Annotated in this window: 31 protein-coding genes and 3 pseudogenes; 21 read left to right on the top strand and 13 right to left on the bottom strand. The window is 58.9% G+C overall.

The window, feature by feature from the left end; translation table 11 throughout:
- Positions 1-4: 4 nt before the first annotated feature.
- Positions 5-739 carry an ABC transporter permease gene (locus ACPPVR_RS19320; protein WP_426615737.1) on the bottom strand — a complete coding sequence of 245 codons (735 nt, stop codon included), beginning with the start codon at positions 737-739 and terminating at the stop codon, positions 5-7.
- Between the two features lie 19 nt (positions 740-758).
- A complete protein-coding gene (locus tag ACPPVR_RS19315) occupies positions 759-1,592 on the bottom strand; it encodes an ABC transporter ATP-binding protein (RefSeq protein WP_426615736.1) in 834 nt (277 codons plus the stop codon).
- Between the two features lie 394 nt (positions 1,593-1,986).
- Between ACPPVR_RS19315 and ACPPVR_RS19310 the strand changes: the two genes are divergently transcribed.
- On the top strand, positions 1,987-2,994 hold the full coding sequence (locus tag ACPPVR_RS19310) for a helix-turn-helix domain-containing protein (RefSeq protein WP_426615735.1): 1,008 nt from the start codon (positions 1,987-1,989) through the stop codon (positions 2,992-2,994).
- A 69-nt stretch (positions 2,995-3,063) separates the two neighbouring features.
- Here ACPPVR_RS19310 and ACPPVR_RS19305 read toward each other — a convergent pair whose 3' ends face one another.
- Together ACPPVR_RS19305 and ACPPVR_RS19300 are read right to left on the bottom strand one after the other, a co-directional pair.
- Positions 3,064-3,951: an ABC transporter substrate-binding protein gene (locus ACPPVR_RS19305; RefSeq protein WP_426615734.1), complete on the bottom strand. Its 888-nt coding sequence runs from the start codon at positions 3,949-3,951 to the stop codon at positions 3,064-3,066.
- A 907-nt stretch (positions 3,952-4,858) separates the two neighbouring features.
- A pseudogene (locus ACPPVR_RS19300) lies at positions 4,859-5,050 on the bottom strand (integrase core domain-containing protein); the annotation flags it as partial.
- 64 nt (positions 5,051-5,114) lie between these two features.
- Here ACPPVR_RS19300 and ACPPVR_RS19295 point away from each other — a divergent pair.
- Positions 5,115-5,611: pseudogene (locus ACPPVR_RS19295) on the top strand (transposase); the annotation flags it as partial.
- Here ACPPVR_RS19295 and ACPPVR_RS19290 read toward each other — a convergent pair.
- The 4 genes and pseudogenes from ACPPVR_RS19290 to ACPPVR_RS19275 form a co-directional block, all read right to left on the bottom strand.
- Positions 5,611-5,808: pseudogene (locus ACPPVR_RS19290) on the bottom strand (transposase); the annotation flags it as partial. The pseudogenes ACPPVR_RS19295 and ACPPVR_RS19290 sit on opposite strands and share 1 nt — an antisense overlap.
- Before the next feature lie 85 nt (positions 5,809-5,893).
- Positions 5,894-6,250 (bottom strand): hypothetical protein, encoded by a 357-nt coding sequence (locus tag ACPPVR_RS19285; protein ID WP_426615733.1) that lies wholly within the window; start codon positions 6,248-6,250, stop codon positions 5,894-5,896.
- Positions 6,251-6,333: 83 nt separating this feature from the next.
- The gene (locus ACPPVR_RS19280; protein WP_426615732.1) at positions 6,334-6,579 is read right to left on the bottom strand and encodes a hypothetical protein; all 246 of its coding nucleotides are present in this window, start codon (positions 6,577-6,579) and stop codon (positions 6,334-6,336) included.
- Between the two features lie 251 nt (positions 6,580-6,830).
- A complete protein-coding gene (locus tag ACPPVR_RS19275; protein WP_426615731.1) occupies positions 6,831-7,052 on the bottom strand; it encodes a hypothetical protein in 222 nt (73 codons plus the stop codon).
- 313 nt (positions 7,053-7,365) lie between these two features.
- On the opposite strand from ACPPVR_RS19275, the gene ACPPVR_RS19270 reads away from it, so the two are divergent.
- Positions 7,366-7,599 carry a hypothetical protein gene (locus ACPPVR_RS19270; protein WP_426615730.1) on the top strand — a complete coding sequence of 78 codons (234 nt, stop codon included), beginning with the start codon at positions 7,366-7,368 and terminating at the stop codon, positions 7,597-7,599.
- A gap of 1,096 nt (positions 7,600-8,695) precedes the next feature.
- Here ACPPVR_RS19270 and ACPPVR_RS19265 read toward each other — a convergent pair.
- The 4 genes from ACPPVR_RS19265 to ACPPVR_RS19250 are packed head-to-tail and all read right to left on the bottom strand — an operon-like array spanning position 8,696 to position 11,331.
- On the bottom strand, positions 8,696-10,060 hold the full coding sequence (locus tag ACPPVR_RS19265) for an AAA family ATPase (RefSeq protein ID WP_426615729.1): 1,365 nt from the start codon (positions 10,058-10,060) through the stop codon (positions 8,696-8,698).
- Positions 10,044-10,298, bottom strand: a complete 255-nt coding sequence (locus ACPPVR_RS19260) for a hypothetical protein (protein WP_426615728.1) — start codon at positions 10,296-10,298, stop codon at positions 10,044-10,046. Before ACPPVR_RS19260 ends, ACPPVR_RS19265 begins: the two co-directional genes overlap by 17 nt.
- A gap of 53 nt (positions 10,299-10,351) precedes the next feature.
- Positions 10,352-11,134 carry a hypothetical protein gene (locus ACPPVR_RS19255; RefSeq protein WP_426615727.1) on the bottom strand — a complete coding sequence of 261 codons (783 nt, stop codon included), beginning with the start codon at positions 11,132-11,134 and terminating at the stop codon, positions 10,352-10,354.
- A complete protein-coding gene (locus ACPPVR_RS19250) occupies positions 11,131-11,331 on the bottom strand; it encodes a helix-turn-helix transcriptional regulator (RefSeq protein WP_426615726.1) in 201 nt (66 codons plus the stop codon). Before ACPPVR_RS19250 ends, ACPPVR_RS19255 begins: the two co-directional genes overlap by 4 nt.
- Before the next feature lie 623 nt (positions 11,332-11,954).
- Between ACPPVR_RS19250 and ACPPVR_RS19245 the strand changes: the two genes are divergently transcribed.
- From ACPPVR_RS19245 to ACPPVR_RS19195, 11 genes are all read left to right on the top strand, one after another.
- Positions 11,955-13,124, top strand: coding sequence for a phage portal protein (locus ACPPVR_RS19245; protein WP_426615725.1), 1,170 nt, complete (start codon positions 11,955-11,957; stop codon positions 13,122-13,124).
- A complete protein-coding gene (locus ACPPVR_RS19240) occupies positions 13,124-13,792 on the top strand; it encodes a hypothetical protein (RefSeq protein WP_426615724.1) in 669 nt (222 codons plus the stop codon). Before ACPPVR_RS19245 ends, ACPPVR_RS19240 begins: the two co-directional genes overlap by 1 nt.
- Positions 13,789-14,103, top strand: a complete 315-nt coding sequence (locus ACPPVR_RS19235; RefSeq protein ID WP_426615723.1) for a gene transfer agent family protein — start codon at positions 13,789-13,791, stop codon at positions 14,101-14,103. Before ACPPVR_RS19240 ends, ACPPVR_RS19235 begins: the two co-directional genes overlap by 4 nt.
- Positions 14,104-14,165: 62 nt before the next feature.
- Positions 14,166-14,342 carry a hypothetical protein gene (locus ACPPVR_RS19230; protein WP_426615722.1) on the top strand — a complete coding sequence of 59 codons (177 nt, stop codon included), beginning with the start codon at positions 14,166-14,168 and terminating at the stop codon, positions 14,340-14,342.
- Positions 14,342-14,845: an HK97 family phage prohead protease gene (locus ACPPVR_RS19225; protein ID WP_426615721.1), complete on the top strand. Its 504-nt coding sequence runs from the start codon at positions 14,342-14,344 to the stop codon at positions 14,843-14,845. Before ACPPVR_RS19230 ends, ACPPVR_RS19225 begins: the two co-directional genes overlap by 1 nt.
- A gap of 31 nt (positions 14,846-14,876) precedes the next feature.
- On the top strand, positions 14,877-16,004 hold the full coding sequence (locus tag ACPPVR_RS19220; protein ID WP_426615720.1) for a phage major capsid protein: 1,128 nt from the start codon (positions 14,877-14,879) through the stop codon (positions 16,002-16,004).
- An 11-nt stretch (positions 16,005-16,015) separates the two neighbouring features.
- A complete protein-coding gene (locus ACPPVR_RS19215; protein ID WP_426615719.1) occupies positions 16,016-16,597 on the top strand; it encodes a hypothetical protein in 582 nt (193 codons plus the stop codon).
- 345 nt (positions 16,598-16,942) lie between these two features.
- Positions 16,943-17,383 (top strand): hypothetical protein, encoded by a 441-nt coding sequence (locus ACPPVR_RS19210; RefSeq protein ID WP_426615718.1) that lies wholly within the window; start codon positions 16,943-16,945, stop codon positions 17,381-17,383.
- Between the two features lie 17 nt (positions 17,384-17,400).
- On the top strand, positions 17,401-17,688 hold the full coding sequence (locus ACPPVR_RS19205) for a head-tail connector protein (RefSeq protein ID WP_426615717.1): 288 nt from the start codon (positions 17,401-17,403) through the stop codon (positions 17,686-17,688).
- Position 17,689: 1 nt separating this feature from the next.
- Positions 17,690-18,106: a DUF3168 domain-containing protein gene (locus tag ACPPVR_RS19200; RefSeq protein ID WP_426615716.1), complete on the top strand. Its 417-nt coding sequence runs from the start codon at positions 17,690-17,692 to the stop codon at positions 18,104-18,106.
- Between the two features lies 1 nt (position 18,107).
- Entirely contained in the window at positions 18,108-18,425 is a 318-nt protein-coding gene (locus ACPPVR_RS19195; RefSeq protein ID WP_426615715.1) for a phage head closure protein, read from the top strand.
- Positions 18,426-18,427: 2 nt separating this feature from the next.
- On the opposite strand, the gene ACPPVR_RS19190 is transcribed toward ACPPVR_RS19195, so the two are convergent.
- Positions 18,428-19,084, bottom strand: coding sequence for a hypothetical protein (locus tag ACPPVR_RS19190; RefSeq protein ID WP_426615714.1), 657 nt, complete (start codon positions 19,082-19,084; stop codon positions 18,428-18,430).
- 47 nt (positions 19,085-19,131) lie between these two features.
- On the opposite strand from ACPPVR_RS19190, the gene ACPPVR_RS19185 reads away from it, so the two are divergent.
- The 7 genes from ACPPVR_RS19185 to ACPPVR_RS19155 all read left to right on the top strand — a co-directional run bounded on the left by ACPPVR_RS19185 (position 19,132) and on the right by ACPPVR_RS19155 (position 25,918).
- Positions 19,132-19,536: a phage terminase small subunit P27 family gene (locus ACPPVR_RS19185; protein ID WP_426615713.1), complete on the top strand. Its 405-nt coding sequence runs from the start codon at positions 19,132-19,134 to the stop codon at positions 19,534-19,536.
- A complete protein-coding gene (locus ACPPVR_RS19180; protein WP_426615712.1) occupies positions 19,508-21,106 on the top strand; it encodes a terminase large subunit in 1,599 nt (532 codons plus the stop codon). Before ACPPVR_RS19185 ends, ACPPVR_RS19180 begins: the two co-directional genes overlap by 29 nt.
- Positions 21,107-21,109: 3 nt before the next feature.
- Positions 21,110-21,514: a hypothetical protein gene (locus tag ACPPVR_RS19175; RefSeq protein ID WP_426615711.1), complete on the top strand. Its 405-nt coding sequence runs from the start codon at positions 21,110-21,112 to the stop codon at positions 21,512-21,514.
- Positions 21,507-21,851, top strand: coding sequence for a gene transfer agent family protein (locus tag ACPPVR_RS19170; protein ID WP_426615710.1), 345 nt, complete (start codon positions 21,507-21,509; stop codon positions 21,849-21,851). Before ACPPVR_RS19175 ends, ACPPVR_RS19170 begins: the two co-directional genes overlap by 8 nt.
- Positions 21,838-24,117, top strand: a complete 2,280-nt coding sequence (locus ACPPVR_RS19165) for a hypothetical protein (protein ID WP_426615709.1) — start codon at positions 21,838-21,840, stop codon at positions 24,115-24,117. Before ACPPVR_RS19170 ends, ACPPVR_RS19165 begins: the two co-directional genes overlap by 14 nt.
- A gap of 286 nt (positions 24,118-24,403) precedes the next feature.
- On the top strand, positions 24,404-25,015 hold the full coding sequence (locus ACPPVR_RS19160) for a hypothetical protein (protein WP_426615708.1): 612 nt from the start codon (positions 24,404-24,406) through the stop codon (positions 25,013-25,015).
- 453 nt (positions 25,016-25,468) lie between these two features.
- The gene (locus tag ACPPVR_RS19155; protein WP_426615707.1) at positions 25,469-25,918 is read left to right on the top strand and encodes a hypothetical protein; all 450 of its coding nucleotides are present in this window, start codon (positions 25,469-25,471) and stop codon (positions 25,916-25,918) included.
- Positions 25,919-26,057: the final 139 nt, after the last annotated feature.

The raw sequence follows: 26,057 nt of genomic DNA, 5'->3' as shown, positions 1-26,057 counted from the left end.
TGAGCTACTGCCACGCGAGTAGACGGCGCTCCAGCCTGCTCATGAGGGACGACGCTCCAAGGCCTAGAAGGGCTAACAGCAACAGGATGGCCATCACCCCATCGACGTTGAACGTCGCCTGAAGATAGGCCACGATCTGGCCCAAGCCATGTTCAGCAGCGATCAATTCCGCGCCGACGACCCCCAACAGAGCGAAAATCATGCCGAGCCGTACGCCCGAGGAAATGACCGGCACCGCGGACGGGAGCGTTACCTTGAAGAATATCTGGCTCGGAGTCGCGCCAAGTGCTCGCGATAAAAGAAGGTAGTCCCGATCCACGCCCCGTATTCCGGCAATGGTTGCCGACAGTACGATAAAGAACGTAAGACTGAAACCAACAGCAATCTTGGATCCGATGCCGAGACCGAACCACAACAGAAACAGCGGAACCAGTGCGATCCTGGGCATGGCGTTCAGCAGCGTGATATAGGGCTCTGTTGCACGATGTGTTCGCGGAAATGTCGCAAAGAACAAACCGACGGCCATGGCGCATATGCTACCGCCGACAAATGATATGCTTGCGCCAAGTACGGTATAACCGAGCTCCAGCCAGAGCTGGCCCTCAGTGACGAACCCCTTCCAAAGGTAACGAGCGACACCTGACGGGCGACCAAAGAAGGTCGGTTCAAGCAGTCCTCTGGCCGTGGCCTGCTCCCAGACTAGAACAAAGGTTGTGACGAAAAGGGCATGCCCCAACAAGCCATGCACCCTCGCACGTCTAACTACCATGACCCTTGGTCTCCTGTTCAAGCAAACCCCAAAGCCTCGCACAAAGCCTATGGAAGTGAGAATGGTTGTGCAGACCACGTACGCCTCGCGGCCGTGGCAGATCAATTGCAACTTCCGCAACGATCCGACCCGGCCGCGGACTCAGAACGATTACCCGATCCGACAACGCCACCGCTTCGGCAAGATCGTGGGTTACAAACAATACGGTTCTTTGCTCAGCTGACCAGAGCTCCAGCAGCAGATCCTCGAGTTGCAGTTTGGTCTGAGCATCGAGCGCACCGAACGGTTCGTCCATGAGGAGAATTTGACTGTCAAGCGCGAAGGTACGCGCGAGGGCACAACGTTGGCGCATTCCATGCGACAGTGCCCTTGGGTAGCGGTGAACGAACTCGCCTAGCCCTACCCGCCGCAGGAAGCCGACTGCGCGCTCCTCTCGCTCCATCCTGGCAACATTGCGAAGCTCCATTCCATAGGCGGCATTGCCCAGCGTCGTGCGCCACGGCAGCAAGCTGTCCCGCGCCAGCATGTAAGCAATATCGGGATTGCCAGCGAACGGGCTCTTGCCGAGAACACTGACCTCACCCACAGGTCGCGCGGACAGCAGCCCTGCAAGCAAATTCAGAATAGTGGTTTTGCCGCAACCGCTTGGGCCGACGATAGAAACGAATTCGCCCGGAGAGATGACAAGCGATACACCGTCGAGCGCAAGTACCGGATTAGCATTCGCAGCATCAAACTGAACTTTCAGTTCTTGCAGTTTGATTGCAAGGGGCGTCTCATGACGGCTCCCCGGCAATGAAGCACTCTGAAGCAGCGCATCCATTTCCGATTCCTGCCGCGGCGCCGTGGCGCCACAAGTGTTCGCAATCCGCTTAAAGAGCCGGCTAACTGATTTGGCGCCTAAATATCTTAATAGTCTTCCATACGGCTGAGCGAAAGCCGATCTTTACAGACCAAAAGCGACGCAATAGCTTTGGTTGTGCAAGGAGACAAGGGTAGCAGCCCTGACGCATATTTCCAATATTTGTGACGCCGCCTAACGCGAATTCGTACAGCTTTAGGAACGATTGCTGATACCCAAGCTACTTGCAACTTTTGGTTTATGTTAGATTCCAGCTTTACCATTCGTGGATTTTTTCAGTGTAGCTAAGCCAAAACGGGGCCTACTTTCCTACGCTGAGCGCACGCAAGCAAACGCCGCTTGATGGAGGCTGACAGTGGCTTTCGCCAGAGCACTTACCTTCACTGATCCCTTTCAATTTCAGAGCGCCATTCGCGCGGCCGAGATTGAAATAATTCCAACCACGAAGGGGGAATTTCGTGCCGAGCTCACACAGGCAACATTGAACAAGTTGTGGATGCAGCGTCTCAGCGAGAATCTGCCACGCGTCCACAAAGGCTCGATTAAGCGCGGGCGCAGAATATTCAACTTCCTAACTGACGAACAGCCCGAGGTGTACCACTGTGGCAGGCTCTTCGAGCGAGGTGAGTTGATCGCAGACGACTTCGACATGCAGCACGCAATAACGTCCGGTCACTACCGCCTTGGATCGGTCTCGCTTACCCCAGAAGATCTGGTTGCTGCTTGCCACGTGATGGCCGGTCGCGAGTTCGATACCGAGCGCAGCAAGCACTTCATTCGACCACACCCGCTGCTCATGGACCGGCTCCTGCGGCTGCATGCGATGACCGGAGAGATTGCCAAGAACACACCTGCGCTGCTTGAAGTGCCCCAGGTCGTGCGAGCACTTGAGCAGCAGTTAATTCATGCGCTGGTCAGATGCCTGACGGAGGGCGCCGTTGTGACACCAAGCAAGGGTATGCTTCACACCGAGACGATCGTCGCGCGCTTCGAAGAGTTCCTGGAAGCGAATCCAAATACGCCCCTGTATCTGGCTGAAGTATGCGCAGCTGTTGGTGCGGCCGAGCGAACTCTCCGAGCTGCCTGCGAACAGCACTTGGGATTAGGACCTATCCGTTATCTCACCTTGAGAAGAATGCATCTGGCCCGCCGTGCGTTGGTGCGCGCAACGCCCTCGACCGGAACGGTAACCCAGATAGCAACCGATCATGGCTTCTGGGAGTTGGGCCGCTTCTCAGTGAACTATCGGATTCTTTTTGGTGAGGCGCCTTCGGTCACCTTGAAGAGACAGCCCGATGATATTCGAGGCGTTTCCGACCGCCCGTCATCACTTGAGGGCGCAATTCAGTTGCAGGCCCGATGATGACGAACCATTTTCCAATGACCTCCGACCCTCGGGTCACAAAGCGAGCGCTTCCTATCGTTGGAGCTGTTAGGGCGCCCCGGCGTGAACCAGCCGTGTGGCGTCAAACGGAGCATCAATTTGCTTCATTGTCAGCATGTTCTCGGCGATCTGATTGAGCGCCGATCGGTCAATAGAGGTTCTCAGGGTCGGAAGCGTTCGCCTGAAAGAAACTTCCATGATCTCATCCCCCTTGGGCAGATCAAACCGGAAGAACGATTTTGCTATCTGGAGCGCTTCGTCAAAATTCGCGGGATCCTGAACAAAGGTTTCAGAATCCCTGGCCGCTGCAATCAGTGCGTCGACAACTTGCGGCTTTTCTTCCGCCATCTCTTCCGTCACCACCGAGTTCGTCACGCCACCATTGGTGCGAGCAATCTCAAGCGGCTCGTTAGCCTCGCTGAGGTTGAACAACACAGTGCAGGTCCGGAGAACGTCACACATTGAGCCAGAGGGCTCATATGCCATGCTGGCGTCGATTTGCCGGGAGATTAGCGCGCCATAAGAGGTATTTGGTGCGCCCACGGCTACGTATGTAAAATCCGTCGGCGCAAAGCCAGCCTTCTTCGCGAGCAGCCCAAACTGAAGCTCGGCACTGCCTCCTCGTGCCGGAACGCCGATTTTTCGTCCCTTAAGGTCGGCCATGAAATCCGGAAATTGCTTGCCTGCATGGGGAATGTCGAGTTCGTTGCGAACCACAATCGCGAATGGGTTAAGTCTCGCACCGCTCAATATCGTCTTGAGTTTCGCGCCTGCGATCATAGCGCTGATTTGCACCTCGGCTGGAAAGAAGCCGACATCGATACTCCGCGAGATAAGGGCTGACGCTCCCAGAGGACCCGAAGCGATAATCTTGAGTTCGCAGGTTATCCCATGCTTTTCACAAAAGCCTTTGGATGCCGCAATCCGAAACAGCATGTTTCCCGTCCCGGGATAGTCTTGAATTCTGACTTTTGTCCGCTCTCCCTGGGCATAAGCGGGGACTGACAAAATCGTGCTCGCAATTAGAGCAATCACCGCTGCAGTTCGCATTTGCGCCATGGTGCTGGGACCCCTACTGGAAGCCTTGCTGGCATTGGAGATGTCGCAACACTCGCGACGCTATTTGCCGTCATCAAATGGCCGACACGTGCATAAATCCAGCAGATGAACATACTACCGTTGCGCTAGGTGAGTGCCATCACATGCTTGAACGAACTTGGCGGTCGGATAGCTATCAACTGGGTAAGCTTGCGCGACAAGCTAGTGGGCTCGGGCAAAAGAAAGTACCTTTCTTTTGGGCTGACAGATTGGGCTACGTATGTCGTGCTCACTTACGCTGTCCTCTTCACCGCGGCTGTTACATATGTGCCGCTCAGACTTCAACGGGAGGCCGTATTAAGGGAGGCCACTACTCCCGCTTCTGCTGTCATCATTAGTCTTAGTGGTGCCAACACTACAGTTCCAACTCCAAGTTGGAAAACTATTGCTATTACGGACACCCCCAAGTTCGACGCTCCGCCAGATCAAAAGGCATCTCAAACTAGTTTCGAGCGAGCAAGTGTTCGTTTGGAGAACAGAACCGGAGAACCGGTCTTAATTTACTAGACGGATTTTGAAGGCAATGAAAATCAACATGGCCGTCTTGAGCCTGGGCAGCTTTTCGCTGTCGAAACATATGTTTGGTCATCTCTGGATCGGCAAAACCACGAGCGGCAAAGTTCTCCTGAGGTACACCGTCACGAGCTAGCCGCTAAGACGCACGTCGCTTATCGATGAAGCTTTTGAGGTGGTCCCGGTTGTCTGAACAGAATCTCCGCATCGATAAGTGGAGGGTCTGCCGGGGTTAGGCTGCCGTGCGAAGCGGCAGGGAGTTGAAGTAGGCTTGATCCGGTGTGCCGCCGTCAAGGCTCGAATGCGGACGGCGGCAGTTGTAGAAGTCGAGATAACGGCCGATCGAGTTGCGCGCGTCGCTGACGCTGTCGTAGGCGCGCAGATACACCTCCTCGTATTTGACGCTGCGCCACAGCCGCTCGACTGACCTGAGCCCCTGAACTTCCTCCAAAAATGGGTAGAATCCGTCACCTTTGAGGGAGACGGAGATGAAGCAGTCGAGGTTCACGGAAGAGCGGATCATTGCGGTGCTATTGGAGCACGAGGCAGGATCGAAGACCGGTGATGTTTGCCGCAAGCACGGGATCTCAAGCGCGACGTTCTACAAGTGGAAGGCTAAGTACGGCGGGCTCGATGTGTCGGAAGCTCGTCGGTTGAAGATCCTGACCGACGAGAATGCGAAGCTGAAGAAGCTGTTGGCCGAGGCGATGCTCGACAACGCCATGCTGAAGGATCTCAACTCAAAAAAATGGTGACGCCCGTCGCAAGGCGGCAGGCTTTGGCTCACCTTTGTTCGAGTTTTGAGGTCAGTCAGCGGCGGGCGTGTGAAGTGATCGGGGCTGATCGGTCCTCGGTGCGTTATCTCAGCCTTCGGCCGGACGACGCGACCATTCGCGTCCGGCTGCGTGAGCTGGCGTCGGTACGCCGGCGCTTTGGCTATCGCCGTCTACTTCTCATGATCCGCAGCGAAGGCGTGCTGATTAGCGCCGCGGCATTGCCGCCCGCTGGACCGAACACATCGGCGGCGCCGCCCTCAAGCTGAACTTTCCACGACGTGATCTGATTGGGATGCCCGTCAAACTGCTCCGCGAGTTGAGCCAGTGTTCGATCGCCCTTGACGGCGGCAAGCGCCACCTTCGCCTTGAAAGCCGGTGTGTGGTTCCGGCGTGCTTGTCTGCTCATCGTCTCTCCTGATTCGCGGGCCAATCTTGCCCGCCGTCAGGCAGAAACTCCACTTATCGCCCTGTTCAGATTCTTGAGGCCAGCTCTAACCACCATCGATATGACCGAACGTCGACCAAGCAAACTCCATAAGCTTCTGCGTATCGCAGTAGCGGCTGCCCAACAGATACATCAAGGCATCGTCCGGCAACTCGTGGAGTTGCACCTGAACGGCATTCGGCGCAACTCCATCAGGCAGACCGCTATCTTTGATGGTGAATTTGTTGCGAATCTTGATCAGGCCGGCGGGTGCAACAAGGCGCGTGCAAATATTACCAAACGCGTCCGTGTAATCTTTAGTCAGCACCTTCGGCGACGCGCGGAGGGAATGGTTAGTGAGAATGTCTGCCTGACACGACGGATGACGGTGATAAAAAGCACCATCGGAACTTCCTGGAAGCATTCAAACGCAATATCGTAACCCTGCCCGGATCTTCAAAGTCGTCTCCCTACCGATCACCGTTGACCGTGGCAGACAAATCTCACTCAGGCCTCTTGTTCCCCGGCGCCTGCAGTGATTCTGCTGAAATGAACGGCAGTCGGACGGACGAGCAAATGCGTTTCCCCATGCGAACTGCGGTAAGACCGGGTCTTATCTTGCGTTCCCGGACCCACCCCATAAGGCCCGGTCAGCATCAATGCTTTTTCGTCCGCCAGACGGTTTTGATCAGCGGCTAACTGAATTGCGGACTTCTGGTAAAACCGCAGCCCGTTGAGATCCGCTGAATACATGACGTCTTCCCGATTTTCGGATCGAAGAGTACGCCCGAGAGCATCCGTTGCGTATGACGGCCATGAGCCGTCGCCATTATCCAGGCGATATAGCCGTCGACGATGCAAGATCAGAGAACGATTGTCGGATTAAGAGGTTGCCGTTATCGCCGGGTTCCATGCCGCAACCCTTTTTACAGACGGGCCCTAAGGATGAAGCTGCCGGGCATCAGCTGGCCGCGCATCCATGACTGGAAAATCACCTTCTGCGGTCAGGCCGGATTGGTGTGCCAAGGTTGTGCACCGTTATAGCTGCCCCGGTCGTTGCCTGAGACATTCACAGTGACCGGGCTCGATAGATCGCCATGCTGGATCGCGTTGCCGAACAGATTGGATAATACCAGCCTGAGACGCGCGGGGTCCCATGAACCTACCGGATCGCCTTCATGCGTGAGCGCAAAACGCAGGTCCGTTGTTGACGGCACGAAGCTCATCCGCGATTTGCTGGCAGAGCGCTACAACGTCCATTTTTGTTTTTGCGACCGGGATGTTTGTGAAGCTCCGCCTTCAAGGAACACGCAGAGCTGCCCTTCGCCGCGTCGCTCGATCCTCTGGGGCGCTACATTTATAATACACAACCTTAGATACCCCATATCCTGAATTGCGGATGTGCCTGAATCTGGCCATATCCGGTGCGCTAGGGTTCATCGCCGGAAGATCGGAATAACCCCCTACCCCACCGATGAGTTCGTGCGAGACCGCCGAAGCGATCTCGCATGCGGCGCCGGTTCATCCGCAGTCGCCGCGATGAACACGCTGTTGCCGCCAGTGCGGCAGCCAGGTTTATCTTGTCCTGATGAAGGACACTCGTCGCCGCACCAAACGCCAGAAGAATTTGCCCTATTCAGCCCCGACTTGGCCGACAGTCAGGAAGCGATTGAAGTTGCCGAGAAGATCGCCGCGCGAACCGGCCGCACTGTGATAGTACAAAATGCAGACTGGGGTCCAATAGCTACGGTGCTGGCCGCGACGAAGAATTGAGACAGTATGGTCGCCTCAGTGAGCGGCCTCCTCGTTTTTCTCGCCCTCAAGCCGCCTCCCACCAGCGCGCTCCAACCGGCCCGAATGACGGCCAGCGCTGGTTGCGCGGGCGAACCTCCCGGGCGTCGTCTTGTGGTAAGTGCTGCCGTGCCAGAAGGGGCTCGATGCTGCTCTGGCGTGCGCGGCTGTGTGTCGCTGGCGTGGTGCAGGGAATGGCCTTTTCGGCTCTTGGGTTTCGTCCGGCTGTTCCGCCGGATCGCAAATCAAAACAATCAAAAAAGTTTACGTGTGGCTGGATGGCTAGTCTCCCGGAAAGGCAACCGCGGCAAGTTTGCGATGCCCCCCACGTTCAAAAATAAGTTCAATATCTGCGGCTTAACGCCTGCGTTTGTGGGGCCGGAAGGCAGGCGGTGGGCTGTATGGTTCTGCTATCCCCCCGCCCCTACCCGCCTCATCCCTCACAGCCGGACCACACCGTGCGGCGGGCGTCTACGGCTTCGCGCCCGAAGCTCTCATCCAGCAAGTCGACGTCCAGCCTGCGAGCTGTTTTCTCTTCGATCACAACGGACCATGTGTGGCCCACCAACTCGGCGCGGCCGGTATCAAGGATCGCCTGCCTCAGTTCTTCGCGCCTCACCTTTAATCTGCGCAACTCCGCGTCTACTTCCGCAAATTCGTCGGCAAGCGATAGGCGCGGTCCTGGTGCCGCTGGCGGTTCAAGGCCCAAGTCGCGGTGATATTTCGCGGTTGACGCGTAGTCGTCGGCGCCGCTCCGGTGCAGGTCGGCATAGGTCGTTTGGCATACTTTCTCGCGCGCGCGGTTTTCCTTCGCGCGCAGATGCTAACTAATTAAGAACACTTGCATTATAGCCGTCGCGCGCTGAACACTGCGCCCTAGAAAGATGGGTGCACAGCGTTCGCGCACAGTATTCCCATGTGTGTGGGTGTGAAAAATCACACACCACACAGCAAACAATTGGTTGTTGCTCAATTTCGCGCGCTCGTCTCATCGTGGTAAGTCCTTGCATATAGTATGATAATCGTCATATTGCGCCGCTGCGCGCCGCTGTTTTGCGCGCGCGCAGTTCGCGCACACTCAGCGCACAAGGCCGGCGGCTAGCCTTGCGCCGGTTGCCGTGGCGTGTTTCTCGGCGCGCACCTCGACGAGTGCCTCGTGCCCGCGCTTAGTCAGCTTCCCACCCTTGTGCGCCGACACGTCGATCAGCTTTCGCCTCGATAGACGGTCCTTGGCATGACGAACTCGGTCCCTGTTAGGATCGCCTGAGGGTGTGTGCCAGCATAGGTTTTGAGCCAGGTCCGCAAGCGAGGCCCCCCTGCCCTGCTCTATCGCCAACAATACCGCATCATCATCAGTGCGGGCCTTGTCAGCGCGCTTGACGCTTTCACCCTTAGTGAGTGCCTCGGCCATCACTGTCGGTACCGGCCGCCCCCTGCTATCAACTAGCGAGGGTGCGGTGACGGTCTTTAGCTCAAAGTGAATTGGCTCGAAATCGGGGCCGCGATGCTTACCCTGCCAGTGCATCTTGACTGTGTCACCCTTATTTAGAGTCAGATTGCCGTCCACCTCGGCAATGAATGCACCGCCACCGCGAGGAAGCAGGTTTGATAGATCCGCGTTCTTGATGGGATGGCACGCAGCAAACACCACCGGCTTGCCTGCCAGTGTCGTAAGAGCGCGCAGATTTCGCGCGTGAGCGCCAAGCTGGGTGTTGGAGTTCTCATCATCACCATTGAAATACGCCGCACTGGTATCAATGACGATCATGTCTGCACCGCCGATACGGTCCACATCAACTTTGATGCGATCGAACATCTCGGCAACGCTGAACGTTCCGGCGATGAAATGCACGTCGGCGTCGTCCGGATCAAACTTGAGGTGATGCGCCATCGCAATCCAGCGCATCCTCACGTCGTCGGGATTCTCGCCAGCGAAATATACGACCCTGCCCTTGCGGACCTCGCGATCGCCGAGCGGTTGCCCCATCATAGTCAGCGCTGAGATCAGGAGCAGGACCGCAGTCTTGCCTGTGCCGGTCATGGCGGTGGTTGAGTAGAGGTAGCCAGCCTGAACCACGCCATCGATATGATAATCTGGCGGCTTAAAGTCGCGGACGAAGTCGCCGCTGGACACAATACCGGGATAGGTCGAAGGCTGGTTGTCGTTCGCGGCGGCCGGAACACGTTGCTTGCCACGGGTTTTGCCAGTGGCGCGATAAGAGGTTTTGACTTCTGCCATGCCGTCAAAAGCCACTGCGATATCGGATAGCTTGCCGTCGTAGGTCGCGCCCAGGAGAAGCCATTCGCCAGATTCTGTGCGTACGAGTTCACCCGTCCCATCACACGCATTGTCGCGGATCTTCTTCAACGCCTCGTACTCTTCGAGATAGGCTGGTACAGCCACCGCCATTTCTAGGTCTTCAAACTTAACGGGCTTGATCATGTTCGGTCTGTAGCTCCAGAAGAGACTTGAGTGCGAGTTCGGCAAGCGCCTTGTTAAAGGTCGCTGAGAAGCCGGCTGTGCGTTCTTGAAAAGCATTGGGTGCACAGACGTGCGCCGGCTCATCGTCGCGCTGACGAAGTGCCAGGTTGTAGAGTTTGAGGTGCTCATTTAGCTGCAGATCGAAACGCGCGAGCGTTGCCGAGCCGGGTGGTGCCGGGCGGATTGATAGAATTTTCAAAGGTGGTCTTCCTGGTGGTGGAGGATGGTAACCCGTGCTCGCGGGCACGTTCACTATGCGGCGGCCGAATAGCATTTCCGGTCGCGCTTCTCCTGCTTTTTACGAGCCCTCATCTTTTTGATGGCCTCTTTGGCCGCTAGCACACCCAAAAGCGCGCCAGCGGCCCGAAAATCGACAGGCGTTAAATACCGCGCCGGTTGCTGCGCTTCTGGCTCATCGCCACATCCCGAGAACGCTAGTTGCTGCCGGAACTCGATGCTAAATTCGGTGCGGACAAGGTGCTCAGCGCCTCGATCAAAATATGAAACGATAGGCCCGCCATCATCATTGATTGCGACGTCTGCGTTGGCATCATCAGCGCGTTCAGACAGCAGCCGCTCATTCTCGGCCAACAGCAGCCTGCTCTCTTCCATCAGCCTCTCAACTTCGGCTTGCAGCCGCTCCGCATCGGCCTCAGCACACATGGCGCGGTTTTCGGCGCACTCTTTTTCCCATCCGTTACTAACGGACTTCCTTGCCTTCCTGTTCTTATCGGCGTGCCGCGCTACCCGCTCGGCGACCGTGGCGCGAATTCCGGCAACGGTCTTTGTGCCGTTGGCGATGCCGATCAACTCATACGCCCGCGAACGACCGATACCGCATTCGTAGACGAAGTCGGCGAACTTGCCGCCGGTTTCTGCAATGCGTTTCTTGGCCTCCACAAGTTGGAGGCCGGCAGCGCGATAATGATCCGCCGCTTTCTCTGCCGACTTGTCGGCCGCCTCAACGCGCGCTTTGATCGTTGCGGCCAGGATATCGAGCGGAAGATCCGTTGTGGCGACTGCTGTCTCGTTCACGCCGCCACCTGCTTGGGGGTGTTGTCATTGGCGACCTTGCGCGAGGCCGCCCATGCGTCGAGATCGTCGGTCGAGTAAACGACAGCGGTCCCGAACCGCATGAAGGTCGGGCCGCCGCCATAGATACGGGCTTTGTCGAGAAAGGACTTCGATAGGCCGAGATATTCGGCCGCCTCTTTAACTCTGATATTCGCCACGGTGGCCCCCCGTTGTTTTGCAATGGAGAGAACCTATGGCGTGGCACCGGGTAAATCAGCCGCGCGGAGTTGGCATAACTGTGCGGTTGGACCGGGCGGAGCCAGTCAGCTGGCTACAGGGTGGCTACAAATTTTATAGCCAGCTTATCGACTTCCGGCTAAGCCTTTGATTTTATTGGTCGGAGCGAGAGGATTTGAACCTCCGACCCCTAGTCTCCCAGGCGAGCGCTGAGCGCTGTTTTTGCTGGACTTTTCTGCAAACTGGCCGATTTTCTCGCCGCTGAATACATTGCGCTTTTGACTCTGGCTGCAAACTAATCCGAAGCTGAAGGGCCAACGGCACCCTGCTACATTCCTATTAATAGGATTGCAACTAAGTATCTGATATTACTACCTAAATATCCATATTATCGCCACAGTTCTGGCGCGTAATATAGTTGCGTTGCAAGGCTGCGCCTCGCAACAAATGCACACACAGAGAATCGTCCCCCTCGCCTGCCTAATCAGCAGGCCAATCTCTCTGTAGTGTTCAATTGTCGATCTCTTCCCGCCTCAAAGCGCTCCTCGGTATCGAGACCAAAGCCGCGCCCAGCCTCGCTGACGCGAGCGGCTTTTATTTTGATTTGTTCGGCGCGACCCCGACCCTAGCCGGCGTCACTGTCACACCCTACAGCGCCATGACATGCGCTCCCGTGGCCTGCGCTGTCCGGTCGATCTCTGAGGCGGCTGGCTCGCTTCCCCTCCACATTTACAAGAAGCTTCCGGACGGCAGCAAAGAGAAGGCCACCGATCACCCGCTCTACAGCCTTCTGCACGACGCGCCGAATAGCTTCACGCCGGCAGCGCTATTCCGCACCCAGCTCATGGCTGATGCGCTGTTGCAGCCCTGGGGCGGCTTCGCCCAGATCGTCCGCGTTGACGGCGGGAAACCCGCCGAACTGATCCGCCTCGATCCCCGGCTATCGTCCATCGTCGTCGACTACTCCAATTTCGAACCGGCATATGCGATCAAGGCGGACGGTAAGAATCCGGCGCGCGAGATCCCGGCCGCTGACATCCTCCACATTCCGACCCCGGCCTACAATCCGTCGCGCGGCCTCGTCGGCGAAGGCCGTGACGTGATCGCGCTCGCCCTGGTCCTGGAACGGCACGCCTCGCGCCTGTTCGGCAACGCCGCGCGTCCCTCTGGTGTGCTGAGCCTCAAGGGCACCGTAACGGCGGACACGCTCACCACCGCAAAGGCTGCTTGGCAGGCATCGCAAGGCGGCGATAAGGCAGGCGGCACCGCCGTTCTACCTACCGACGCTTCGTGGCAGCCCCTCACATTCAACAGCGTCGACAGCCAATTCCTCGAAATGCGAACGTATGCCGTTGCGGAAATCGCGAGGCTGTTTCGCGTGCCGCTGCACATGCTGATGCAGGTCGATCGCGCTCAGGCCCGTTCGATTGAATCGATCGGCGCTGAATTTCTTGCACAAGCTCTGTTGCCCAAGCTGAAGCTCTTTGAGCAAGAGCTTGAGTTGAAGTTGCTGACGCCGAAAGAGCGCGGCCAGTATTGCATCGAGTTCAACGTTGACGGTTTCGCCCGCGCCGATCTGCTCGCGCGCGCCCAGGCGCTTAGCGCCGCAGTGTCCGCCAGAATTTTGAATCCGAACGAAGCCCGTCAGATCGGCTTTGGCCTCCCTGCCTATGAAGGCGGCGACGTTTTCGAGAACTTCAACACGTCGTCTGCACATGCAGGCGGTGCGCTCAATGCGGGCGGCAACAATGACAATCAGAAGGAAGCCGCCTGATGCTTCGAACAGTCCACCTGCACGGCAAGCTCGGCAAGGACTTCGGTAAGTCCCATCGTTTCGACGTTGCAACAGCCGGCGAAGCATTGCGCGCGCTCAACTGCGCTTTCCCCGGTCGCTTCGTGAAAGCGATTGAGGAGGGCTATTACAAGATCGTGCGTGGCGACAAGCGCAACGGATTGCAGCTCGACCTGGAGCTTGTGACCCAGTTCAACCTGGGCCTCGCCGATCTGCACATCATCCCGGTCGCCAAGGGCGCCGCGTCCAATACAGCGAAGGGCACCACCAAGATCGTGCTCGGTGCCGCCCTGGTCGGCGGCGCGATCTTCATGTCGGGCGGCTTGCTCGCGACCCCGCTGGCTGCCTCTGGCATTCTGAGTGGCACGACTTACGGCAGCATTGCCGCGATCGGCCTTGGCCTCGCGCTGTCTGGCGCGTCAACGCTGCTCACCAAGCCCGCCAGCCCGTCGACGCAGGCCTCCAATGCTCTCAGCGTCAACGGCGGCAACATCGGCAATTCCGGTCGGCAAGGCGATGCGATCCCGCTGATCTACGGCGAGGTGCTGGTCGGCTCGACCCCAGTCGAGGTTTGGTCCGACGTCGAGGACATCAGCGTCTACGCAGACAATGCCGGCTCAATCGAGACCGCGTTCGGGGGCGGCTCATGACCGCTTACGCGACCTTCTTTGGTGACCAAGAATACACGTTCAAGCTCACGCCCGAATTGATCCGCGAGCTTGAGACCAAGCGCGGCGCCTTCGGTGCGCTCTGCAATCGCATGTGGGCGCGCAACTTTGCGCAGGAAGACATCGTGGAAACCCTCCGCCTCGCACTCATCGGCGGCGGTTTGGCGCCCAAGCGCGCGCATGAACTCATCGCGGCTTATGCCGAAAACCCCCTGATCGAAACATACGAACTCGCCGCCAAGATTCTGGAGCGGACGCTGTTCGGAAACCCATCGAAAGGAAACGACAAGTGAGCTTCGCCGCCGGCACGCCCATTTCTGACACTAACCCGTTGCCCATCAGGGCCGCAGGCAACTTGCTGGACAACACCGGACAGACGGTTAGTCCCGACAACTACACCCAGAATTTCACCTACAATGCCGATGGGACCATGGCGACCGTTCGGTTTACGGACGGCTCCAACACCTGGACGCAGACCTACAGCTACAGCGCCGGCCAACTCGCCAGCGTCACCAATTGGGTCCGCTCGTAATGGACCGCCTGGAAGTCAAAGCAACGCTCTCGGTCTCCGACGCCGGCGAGATCACCGGCACGGCATGGCCGTTCAATGCCGGCCCGGACAGCGTCGGCGACTTGATCGCCAAGGGCGCATTCAACATCGCGGTTAGCGATCTCCCCATGCTGCTCGCCCACAATCCCGACGACCTGGTCGGCACTTGGTCGGAAGCCAAAGAGACAGACGACGGCCTGGTCGTCAAAGGCCGATTGCACATCAACGAAAGCGAGCGCGCGCGGGCCGTGCGCGGCCTGGTCCAAGGCGGCCTGGTCTCCGGCTTGTCGATCGGCTTCCGCACGCGGGAGGCGAAGCAGCAAGGGCGCAACCGCGTCATTAGCGCGCTTGACCTGGTCGAAGTCTCGCTGGTCCGCAACCCCGCACACCCTCGCGCGCGTGTGACCTCCGCAAAAGCCTACGACGCGGCGCAAGCCGTGGCGGCCATCATTCGGCGCTTCTCTGCCGCAGCGTCATCCAACTGAACCGAACCCTAGAAAGGTGAATGTCTCTACCATGAAGCATATCTCTCCCCTCGAATTGAAGGATACCGGCGCCGGCAACGACGATCCGGCCATGATCGTGACCAAGGCCCTTGAGGGCTTCGAAGGCACGTTCGAAGGTCGCATCAAGGCAATCGAGGCCAAGTCCGCCGAACGTCTCGACCGTCTCGAAGCCAAGCTGAACCGACAGGGCCACGGCACGGTCGCCGACGACCTCGAAAAGAAATCTTTCGAGACCTTCCTTCGCACTGGTCCCGACAGCCTGAGCGACCTCGAAAAGAAATCGTTGGTCGCCTCCGGCAACACCGTGATGACCCCGCCGGAGTTTGGCGCGGAAGTGCTGAAGCTCCTGCGCTTGTTCTCGCCGATCCGTCAGTATGCGCGCGTCGTAACGGTTGGCGCGGCACAGGTTCAATATCCGCGTCGCACCGGCAGCACCGCTGCCACCTGGGTTGCTGATACCGCCGACCGCACCGAGAGCGACCCGTCTTACGAAGGCGTGACGATCACGCCTTACGAAGCAGCGACCTATACCGACGTTTCGAACCAGTTGCTCGAAGACAACGCCTACAATCTGGAAGGCGAACTGGCTTCCGACACGGCCGAGTCATTCGGCATTGCCGAGGGCACCGCCTTCGTGAAGGGCAATGGCACCACTCAGCCGGCGGGCCTCATGACCGCCAGCGGCATCAGCCAAATCATCACCGGCGCCGCTGCCACGTTCCCGACCTCGACGCCGGCCGACGTGCTGATCGGCATGTTCCACGCGATCCCCAACCTCTGGGCTCAGCGCGGCGTGTGGCTGATGAACCGCAACACGATCGCGGCCATTCGTCTCTTCAAGGACGGCATGGGCCGCTACCTCCTGATCGACGACCTCAACAACGGCGCGGCGCCGACGCTGCTTGGCCGTCCGATCGTTGAGGCGCCCGATATGGACGACATCGGCGCCAACAAATTCCCCGTGTTGTTCGGTGACCTGTCTGGTTACCGCATTGTGGATCGCGTCTCGTTCCAGATGCTGCGCGACCCCTACAGCATGGCGACGAAGGGCCAGACCCGTTTCCATTCGCGCAAACGCGTGGGCGCGTCCATCACGAACCCCGACCGCTTCGTAAAGCTCAAGGTCTCGGCGACCTAAAGGACACAGCTATGCGGCTCGCAGCGAACACATTCAGCCTCCAGCTTGGCAGCAAGTCTTTCGAATTGAAGTCATCGCTGCGGGCCGCATTCATCCTTTTCGACAAGTATGACGGCTTCCACAATCTCTCGCGCTACCTTGCGGAAGGAAGCATCACCACCGCCACCGACATTATCACCGCAACCATCGTCGATCAGAAGGCATGGGCCAACTATGTGCTCGCGGACACTAGTTCCGCAGTGCTCGACCTCATGGCCGCACGTGACCAGCTTATCGAATTCGTCCTAGTTCTGGCCGGCGCCGATGGGGACGTGCCCGATGACAGGCCATCAGGCAAGCCCATCCCGTTCGGTGAATACTTCACCAAGCTCTACCAGATTGGCACCGGCTGGCTCGGTTGGACGCCCGATGACACGTGGGACGCTACGCCCGCTGAGATCATGAACGCTCACAGCGGCCGGCTCGACATGCTCAAGGCCCTATTCGGTAGCAAGAGCGACGACGACCAGGCCGAAGCTAGATCGTTCGCCAACGTCGATAAGGCGGACCTCAACGCCATTGGCGATCTCACCAACCATGTGAGGCCGCGCTAATGGCCTGGAAACCGCGCCGCGTCTGTAGCTGCGGCAAGATCATCTCGGCAACCGACCTCTGCGAATGCCAGATCAGGCGCAAGGCTGAGGCTGATCGTCTCCGACCGAATGCCAATGATCGCGGCTATGACAGCAAGTGGCGTCGCGAGAGCAAGGCATTCCTTGCGCGACCAGAGAACCACTTCTGTGCATGTGGTTGTGGCCGGCTCGCGGATTGCGTCGATCACAAGACACCCCATGGCGGCGACAAGAAGCTGTTCTGGTCACGGTCCAACTGGCAGCCACTTGCGAGCTCGCCTTGCCATGTCAGCCGCAAACAATCCCTCGAAAGGTCGAAGTAGTCGCATGCCTATGATTGAATTCAATGGTGAGACGCGCACCGCCGCTGATTGGGCTCGGCTCAACGGCATGAGCAAAGAAACGCTCGGCAAACGGCTGAGCTTGGGTTGGTCTGTAGAAGAGGCTCTAACAACCCCTGTGGGTAAGCAAGGACGAAAGCCCAAGCCCATGCCTGCATCGGCGCTTGTCCAGGCTCTGCCCGCGCTTCGTGACTGGCAGCGCGACATGCATGCGGCTCACCGCCAGATGACACGCTCGGTGCGCGCGTTCGTGCGCCAGATGGAAGAGCAGATGGCAGAGCTACGCCATGGCCTCGACCAACACTTAGCTGCGCAACGCGACGAAGCGCACGGCAACATCCTTGCCTCTCACACCCGGGGGGTGGGCGAAAACATCTCAAAAACCACGAACGACCGGTGTTCCCGGATCACGCAAGAGAGCGTCTAATTGGAGTTTTTTCGACTATGCCCGCCATGACTCTCGACCAAACTAAAGCCCACCTGAACGTCACGATCGACGCCGACGACGCGCTGCTTACCGACAAGCTGGCGGCGGCAAAGGCGTGGGTTTCAGCCTATACCGCGGCCGATCCCGACGCGGACGCTACTCCGGCGCCGATCCGGGAGGCGGTGCTGCAATTGACGGCGCACCTCTACCAGAACCGGGAAGCCAGCTTAGTTGGCGTAACAGCCATGGCGCTGCCCTTCGGTTTCCTCGATTTGCTGGCCCCCTACCGCGCGTTTGCGTTCTGAAATGAGCACTTCCGACCCCTCTCTAGCCCTCCAAAAAGCCATGCGTTCGCGTCTCGTCGCGAGCCCGGAACTCATGGCTCTGGTCCAGGCTGAGCACGTCCTGGACGCCAATGGTCGGCCGGAGATCATGCCGGCCGTCTACATCGGCGAGGGGCAGACCTTATTCGGGCGCTGGGACGCGACCAGCCATGCAACCCTTCATGTCTGGTTTGCCGAGCCCGGGTTAGTCCAGTGCAAGGGAGCCGTCTCGGCCATCGTCGCGGCGCTGCGGATCGACGCCCAGGCCGATGGCGTGCTGCGGATCGACGGCTTCACCGTCCACGACATGCAGGCCACCCAGACCCGCTACCTCCGCGACCCACACGGCTCCTACAGTCACGGCATCGTCTCGGTCGCGGCGATCGTAAAGGCGAACTGACATGCGCGCCGGCAATCTCGACCGCCTCATTGAATTCCAGCGCCGCACCACCGGCCTGGACCTCTATGGCACGCCCGTAGAGACCTGGACCACCTACGCCACCATGCGGGCGCAGCTACTCAAGAATGCTACCGACGATCGGGAAGGCGAGCGCGGGCACACCACCGACGCGACGCGGACCTTCCGCATCTACTACTTCGCCAGCCTCAGCCTCAACGACCGGCTGCTCTATGAGGGGCAGCAATACGAGATCACCCAGATCAGCGAGATCGGCCGACGCGTCGGGATGGACGCAATCTGTGAGCGAGTTGGGCCGTGACGCTAATCTTCGTCGAAAATGGGTTCACCATGAATGCGGACCATTCTTTCGCTCTCGTCCATGTCTGGTGCGAGTTCCTTGATTTCAGGATCAAGAGCGTCCTTTACAATCGCGGCAGAATGCCAGAGCTCATGCATCAGGGCTTGCGCTTCTTCTATCATACTGTGCGGCTTCTCGCCGACACCCCACGCAATTTGTCTCTCTCCAAGCTCAATGCAAAGCTTTCTAAGCTTCCTCAGGCAGTTCCGCGTATTCCGAATCTCTCCAATTATCTCCCGGGGAAACAGATCAAGGTAGGCCCAGGCCTCCTCCAATTCCGGCGGCTCTTCGATACGAAAATGTTCCTCGCCGATGTATGCCGTCCCCTCCAGTGGGTCGAAGGTGATGTAAGCATTTTTTTCCCTGGCCTCATCAACAAGCTCCCGGAACGCAAATTCGAGCTTGAGGTAGAGCGACAACTTGCGGCGCATACTATCGCGGTCGACGATCATCTGATCGTGACTAACCTTTGCCATCGCACCGCGATAAGCGAGAGCTGCACCACCGAAAGCCACCAGTGCAGCAGCCAATGTTTGCCACTTGCTGAGATCAAGTGCGATCATCGCGATCAAGATGATTGCCACCGCCGTCGCGATTCCAGGCCATTCGGGATTCTTCATAACCTGAAGTTGCCGTGCTCTATAACTTTTGTCGAGAGGGCCGATTGATGCGCGGCCGAAAACCTGTTCTCAATCCCGACAGCAACCCGATCACCGCCGCGCCCAAGGCTCCGTCGTGGCTGAGCAAGGCCGCTCGCGCCGAATGGCGTCGCATTGCGCCGCTGTTGATGGACCGCCGAATTTTAGCGGAAACCGATCTGACCACGCTCGCGCATTATTGCGCTGCCACCGGCACGGTCCAGGAGCAGCAAAGGACCATCAACTGCGAGGGCTACGTCGTCACGACCGAGCGCGGCCCCCGCGCGCATCCCGCTGTCCGCATCCAGGCCGACGCGATGACGCGCGCGCGACTTCTGGCCGCTGAGCTTGGGTTGACGCCGGTTAGCCGCAACCGCCCTTCAATTCGAACCGACCAGGAAGACGATGACAGTGCATCCGACCTGGGTGTTTGACGAAACACCCATCCCGGACCAGCACGGGCGCGGCGAACGCGCTGTGAAGTTTTTCCGGGCCTTGAAGCATCCCAAATCGACCGGACCCCGCCGCGCTTTCGAGCTTGCGCCGTTCTGGGAACGCATCTTGCGGCGCATTTACGGGCCTTCCGACGCCAACAGCGATCGTGAGGTGCGCACGGTTTACATCCAAATTCCAAGAGGGGCACGCAAGACCACGTTCGGCGCCGCCTTAAGCCTTCTGCACTCTTGCGGCCATGAGAAGGTGCCCGGGGGCGCCTGTATCCTAGCGGCCAGCGCCGAAGACCAGGCCGAACTCGCCTTTGATGAAGCGCGCGCCTTCGTGAAGGCCACGACGCCGCTCGCCAAGGCGACCTATGTGATCGAATCCGAACTTGAGCTCGAGCACGTAGCGTCCGGCTCGACCTTGAAGGCTATTCCGGCTGAGGGGGACGTGCAGCAAGGCAAGACGCCATATTTTGTCCTGATTGACGAATTGCATGTTTGGAAAAATCGAAGATTGTGGCGTGCGCTGAAGAGCGGCCTGCTCAAGGTGCCGAACACGCTGCTGGTGATCATCACGACTGCGGGGCGCGGCCAGGACGGACTCGGTTTCGAAGAATATTCCTACGCCAAAAAGGTCGCCTCCGGTGAGATCATCAATCCTGCATATCTGCCGATCATCTTCGAACCGCCCGCAAAGTTCGACTGGCGCGACGAAAAGGTGTGGCACCTCGTCAATCCCGGCCTCAAGCATGGCTTCCCCGATCTTAAGGGCATGCGCCAAGCCGCATCGGAGGCTGCTGACAAGCCCGCCGATCGCGAGGACTTCTGCGTTTATAATCTGAACCAATGGATCGACGCGGCATCAAGCCCGTTCGTCTCCATGCAAGTCTATGACGAGGGCACCGACCAGGTTGACCTGGACGCGCTGGCTTCGCGCCCGGCGTGGCTTGCAGTCGATCTGTCATCAAACACCGACCTGTCAGTCGTTTCGGCAGCATGGCCCGATGACAATGCTGGCTATGACACATGGTCTTGGTTTTTCGTTCCGCGGGCAAACCTCCGCGAACGCGAGAACAAGACCGGTGCGCCTTATTCGCAGTGGGTGAAGGATGGCTTGATCACGGCCACCGAGGGCAACGTGATCGACTTTGACGCGGTGCAGGCGTCTATCGAACAGCTTTGTCAGCGGTTCAACGTCCAAGAGATCGCGTTCGATCCTTACATGGCTCGCATGATGCAGGCCGGGCTGCTTGAGAAGGGCCTGCCCGTGGTCGATTTCCGGCAGGTCCCCAGCCTCATGATGCCGGCACTATCGGAACTTGAGCGGGCGATCATCGCGCGCCGCTTCCGCCACGGCGGCCATCCGGTGTTGCGGTTCTGCTTCGCCAATGCGGAGGTTGAACGCAACAAGCAACAGCATGCCGTCCGCTTCCACAAGTCCAAGCGCTGGCTGAGCATTGACGGAGCGGTTTCAACCGCGATGGCCGTTGCCCGGGCCTCGACCGGCGAGAACTCCCGCTCGCTCTATGACCTCCCGAACGCTGTTGAACTTCTATCATGGTGACCCATGGCCGATAACGACGACCTCGATCAGTATTTGCAGGCGCTGCCAGACAAGCTGAAGGACCAGCTCTCGGAGGTGATCCACGAGCAAGCGCAGCGATTGTCAGACGCTCAAAAAGACGCCTTGCGCTCGCTTGAGCAGTCTCATGAGACTGGCGAGCTGGAAAATAGCTGCACGGTCGTGCCTGGAGCGCATGATTTGGAATGGATCGTCCAGGCTGGCGGCGAGCTGACCATGAAAGAAGTGCGGGAAGGATCAAATGTGGCGTATGATTACAGCGTGGGCTTCGAATTTGGGACCAGCCGCCAGCCGGCGCGACCCTTCTTTTATGCAACCTACAACACCATGCGCGACGAAATGCAGGGGGCGATCGACGAAGCTATTAACGAGGTTCTTTCCAATGACTGACGACAGATGCGCGCGCACAATCACATGGCTCGGCGGAACGCACACGTTCAATCTCAACCACCCCTGGGTCCGCCGCGTCTTGTCTTGGCGCGGCATTCCCGGACCAGGCGGTAGCTCGATCTCGGCTATTTGGGGCCGCTTTGAGACGAATAACTATTCGGCGAACGACGTAGAGCGTGTGATGGAGTTCGGTCTACTTGGAGGCGGCACGACCGAGAGCGAGGTGAAGCGGCTGCTCGACGCCCATGTGCGCGGCAAGCCGCTCGCGCCTAATGTCCTGATTGCCAGCGAAGTTTTGGCAGCCGTTTTCGTCGGAGATGCCAATGCCAGCACCTAGTCTCAGGATCCCCATCAGCGTGGATCTGGAGAAATTCCGCGACCAGATGAAGCAGACCAGCTCACTGGCCGGCACCGCTACGCGCCAGATCGCGAAGCAATTCCTCGACATGAACAAGGATCTCGCGAAGGACGCGATCTTTGCGACCATGGCGCGGGGTGCCCTCGACCTTGCCGGCAAGGTCGCGCTCGCGGTCGGCACTTACAAGCTCATGACGGCCGCGATCAACGGCGCGCGCGAGCAGATGGAGCAAATGGTCGACATCGCCGACAAGGCCCAGAACCTTGGCGTATCGCCCGCGTTCCTCCAGGCCTTCACCAGCGAGGCCAAGAAACTGAAGGTGGAGGCCGGCGAACTGGAATCCGCCCTCGACCACGCCTTCAACGCGACCAAGGATCGATCGCCGATCGACGTCGGCGAGTGGACGGTTGGCGAAGAGAAGATCACTGCCGTAGAGAAAGCGCTGCGCGTTTTGAATGCGACGGCAGCGAAGGACGCCGGCCAGCAACTTCAGGGCCTGGTTCTCTTCCGAGACGCCAAGACCCAGGAGGACAAGATCAAGGCCGTGCTCGCGGCCATGATCCAACTCGACCAGATCGGCCAGCACGCCGCGAGCCTGGACCTTGGCGAGAAAATGTTCGGCTCGCAGATCGTTGACCGCATGCGACAGGGCAAGACCAGCGCCGAAAGCATGTTGCAGACGATCAAGGAAGCCAGCGCCAACGCCGACGGCATCTTTAGCAACGCCCTGGTAGAGCGCGCGAAGGAAGTGGACGACCAGCTCAAGCTGGCGCACCAGCGGTTGTCCCAAGCTCTCAAACCCAGTTGGGACGATTTGGCGTCCGTCATGATGGACATCAAGGGCGCCTGGGCCGACATGGTCGGCTACATCGCCAAGGCCGTGGAGCTATCAAACAAGATCCCGCGCATCCCCGGAATGCCGGCGAGCTCAACCGACCTCGCGGCGAAGCAGGACGCTCTCGCCCAAGTCAACGCGCGCCTCAACGGGACCGGCGGCGGTTTGCTCGGGAGTGTCAACCTGCCGCCGCTATCCATCCCCGGACTTGGCCAAGTCTACGCCGGCACTACCGCGGACCTAGAAGGCCACCGCGACCGGCTGCAAAAGGAAATCTCGGCACTTACGACGGCCCAAGATGCGTATGGTCCCACCGCGCCAAGCCAGACGCGAGGCACCGGTCCAGCACCGATCAAGATCAGCGCCGGCAGCGATCACGACCGGTTTGATAGTTCTGCGGACGCGATCGACAAGCGCACCGCCGCACTACAGGCGGAAGCCGCTACCTTGGACCAAACGACGGCTTCGCGGGAAAAGGCCAAGATCGCGGCGCAACTGATGGAGGTTGCACAGCAGGCAAACGCAGCGGCCGGTCAGGGCGAGGGCGTTGTCACTGCGGAACAGCGCAAACGCATTGACGAGGTTACCCAGGCGTATGGCCGAGCGACTGAAGCCATCGAAAAGGCGAACATCGCGCAGTCAATCCGGCGAGGTCGCGAGACAGCGCTGCTCGATCCCGAGGACGTCCAGGTTGCCGAGCAACTGAAGGGCCTCTACCCGAACGTCTCCGACGCGCTCAATAGCGTCGAGGCCAGCGCCATGCGCGCCAATGAGAGCATGCGCGTCATCGGCAACACTATGTCGTCATCGCTCACGACTGGCTTGGCGGACATCGTCGACGGCACAAAATCTGTCAGCGACGGTTTCGCGAGCATGGCGAAGTCGATGGTCCGCGCCCTGGAAGAGGCCATGATCAAGATGCTTGTCGTCGCGCCGATCATGCGCTCCATGAGCGGCATGTTCGGCCTGGGCGGATCTTCGCTTCCGATGCCCGGCGATGGCGCCTTCATTGGGCCGGTAGCCAAGGCGGACGGTGGGCTGATCACCGGACCTGGGGGACCGCGCGACGACAAGATTCACGCGCGGCTTTCGAACGGCGAGTTTGTCGTCAATGCGTCCTCGACGACGAAGCACCGCGCTGCGCTCGAGGCGATCAACTCTGACAGGATCCCGAAATTCGCCGATGGCGGTTTGGTCGGCGCCGGCGGCCCAGCCGTGCCGATGGTCAATTCCGGCCACGTCATCGCGCCGTCGATCTCAGTCAATGTCCAGGGCTCGCCCGGGCAGTCGTCCCAGGATCATCAGCGCATGGGCGAGACCATTGCCCAGGCGGCGCAGCACCACATCAAGAGCATGATTGCTACCGAGCTCCGGACGGCCACGCGACCAGGAGGCATCCTTCGCCGGTAGTCGTTTTATCGAGCAAACCTGTCGGCGAGCGCTATAGACTGGTATTGAACCCCAAATGCGAAAGCCACCGCCCGGTGAGACGGTGGCTTTCTAAGGAGACCCGAACGTGCCGTTGCAGAGAACGTCCGAGCAAGAACGATATAGCGCGTCGCGCGCGCTTCCCCAGGACAATCGGCCTAGCCGGTCTGAAATCCGGTCGAAAAAAGTCCCACAGAGGGTCCGCCAGTCTGCCCTCAAGGACCGCAAAATCCTCGAAAAAATAGCCGCTTTTCGAGTTCCGGCCCACATGCTGGCCGGCGAGGCTTCAGTTGCACACCCCACACCCTCTAATCCCCTCTCTATTGATACCTCTGTAACACCGACAACCAGCCCTAAGCCGTCCAACGACAACATACCCGTCTGGGCACATACAGGTGACGTCGTCAAAGCGGTGGCCGCGACAGCGGCCCTCCAAATCGCAGAGAAGCCCGCCTATGCGTTCACGTTCAATCTGACGACCAAGGCGCGGGAGAAGGCCCTGACTCATCCCATGGGCTTCCTCGACTCATTGAAGCGGGCCTTTGACAAGCAGCTGGCCCGGGCTGGCATCCGGCTTCCTTACTGGTTCTGCATCGATCGCGATTGGGATGGCCGGCTGCACATTCACGGCGCCTTCGCTGCCGTCACCGAGAAAGAGATTCTGAAGGAGGCAATGCGCCGGGCTTGGGGCGAGGCGCCGGAGCGGGGCCGGCAATTCCAGATCAAGATCGTCCCGCTACGCGATGACGGCTGGGCAACCTACGCCACGCGCAATCTGCGCCGGGTATCGAACAAGATCGGCCCTGCCTTCACCATGACCCGGCCGTTGCAGCAAGACGCGCAATGGACCTATGAAGAGATCAGGCGGATTATGCGATGAAGGTCTCAAGGCGTCGTAATCCGCCGTTTCAACTTGAGCTTTCGAGACAAGATTGCGGCTCTGGCATTGGCCGGCGGGAGACCATTTAGAGTCAAGTAGGTGTAGATAGCAGCCTCTTCGGTCGCGCACGCCTGAAAGGCTCGTTCTGCGACCAGATTTGCCTCTGCCTGAATATCGTTGAGGAATTGGCTCTGGGCAGAACTTGAAAAGCATGTGTCATAAGCGCTGATAAGGGGCTCGGACGATTGCTGCGCGTAAGTCCCAGACGCACCTAGAACTATCGTCAAGAATGCGAGAGACAGCTTCATCTCATCCTCCGGGACGGCAATGGGTTGTGCCTATTTCGCTAGCCGCTGCACAAGAGCAGCTCCGTTTGGGTTCACCGCGCAGAGGTAGAACCAGATTTGAGACTGCCCGGCCGCGCTCCATTCGATCTCAACCCGGATCGGCGGATTGGGACTGGGCCAGTTCGCGGGCGCTGGCTGCGGGGCAGTCTTACTCTTGCCGATCTTCATGCCAGCGATCTTCGGCAACGTATCGGCCGCTTTGATGATGCACGCGGACTCGTTCGGGCTCGCGGCGAGCGCTGGTGCGACGGCGATTAAAGTCAATGTTATCAAAATGAAACGCATCTTGGTCAGTCCCCCAGCCGTCGAAAATATGAGGGATGAGCCGACGCGTTACAACCGCTACTTGAGTTGCACGCTCGATCCTTCGGAGTTCGCTAGTCATAAGTCAGTTCTGACTTACAACCTTAAAGAGAGTATCTTGTTGACGCCACTTCGAGAATATGAGTCTAGTGGCGCCACACCGCTAATGGTGGGGCTCAAAGGGAATACCATGCTGATCAGTGACGACCGCTACTTCCAACTTGTGCATACGCTGACCGAGGCGCCTGGGTAGAGAACCGCGTCCAGGTCGCTTTGTGCGCGGCCGACATCTATCCGGCTTCGAGCGCCGATTGCGACCCCGGCAATCCGGCGATCGCAATGCACGGCGAGGAGCCGTCCATCGAACTGGTCGCGGAGGTCGAGCAGGTTCT

This window comes from Bradyrhizobium sp. McL0616 (assembly GCF_049993385.1).
GTDB lineage: Bacteria > Pseudomonadota > Alphaproteobacteria > Rhizobiales > Xanthobacteraceae > Bradyrhizobium.
This window is presented reverse-complemented; position numbering and strand designations above follow the sequence as displayed.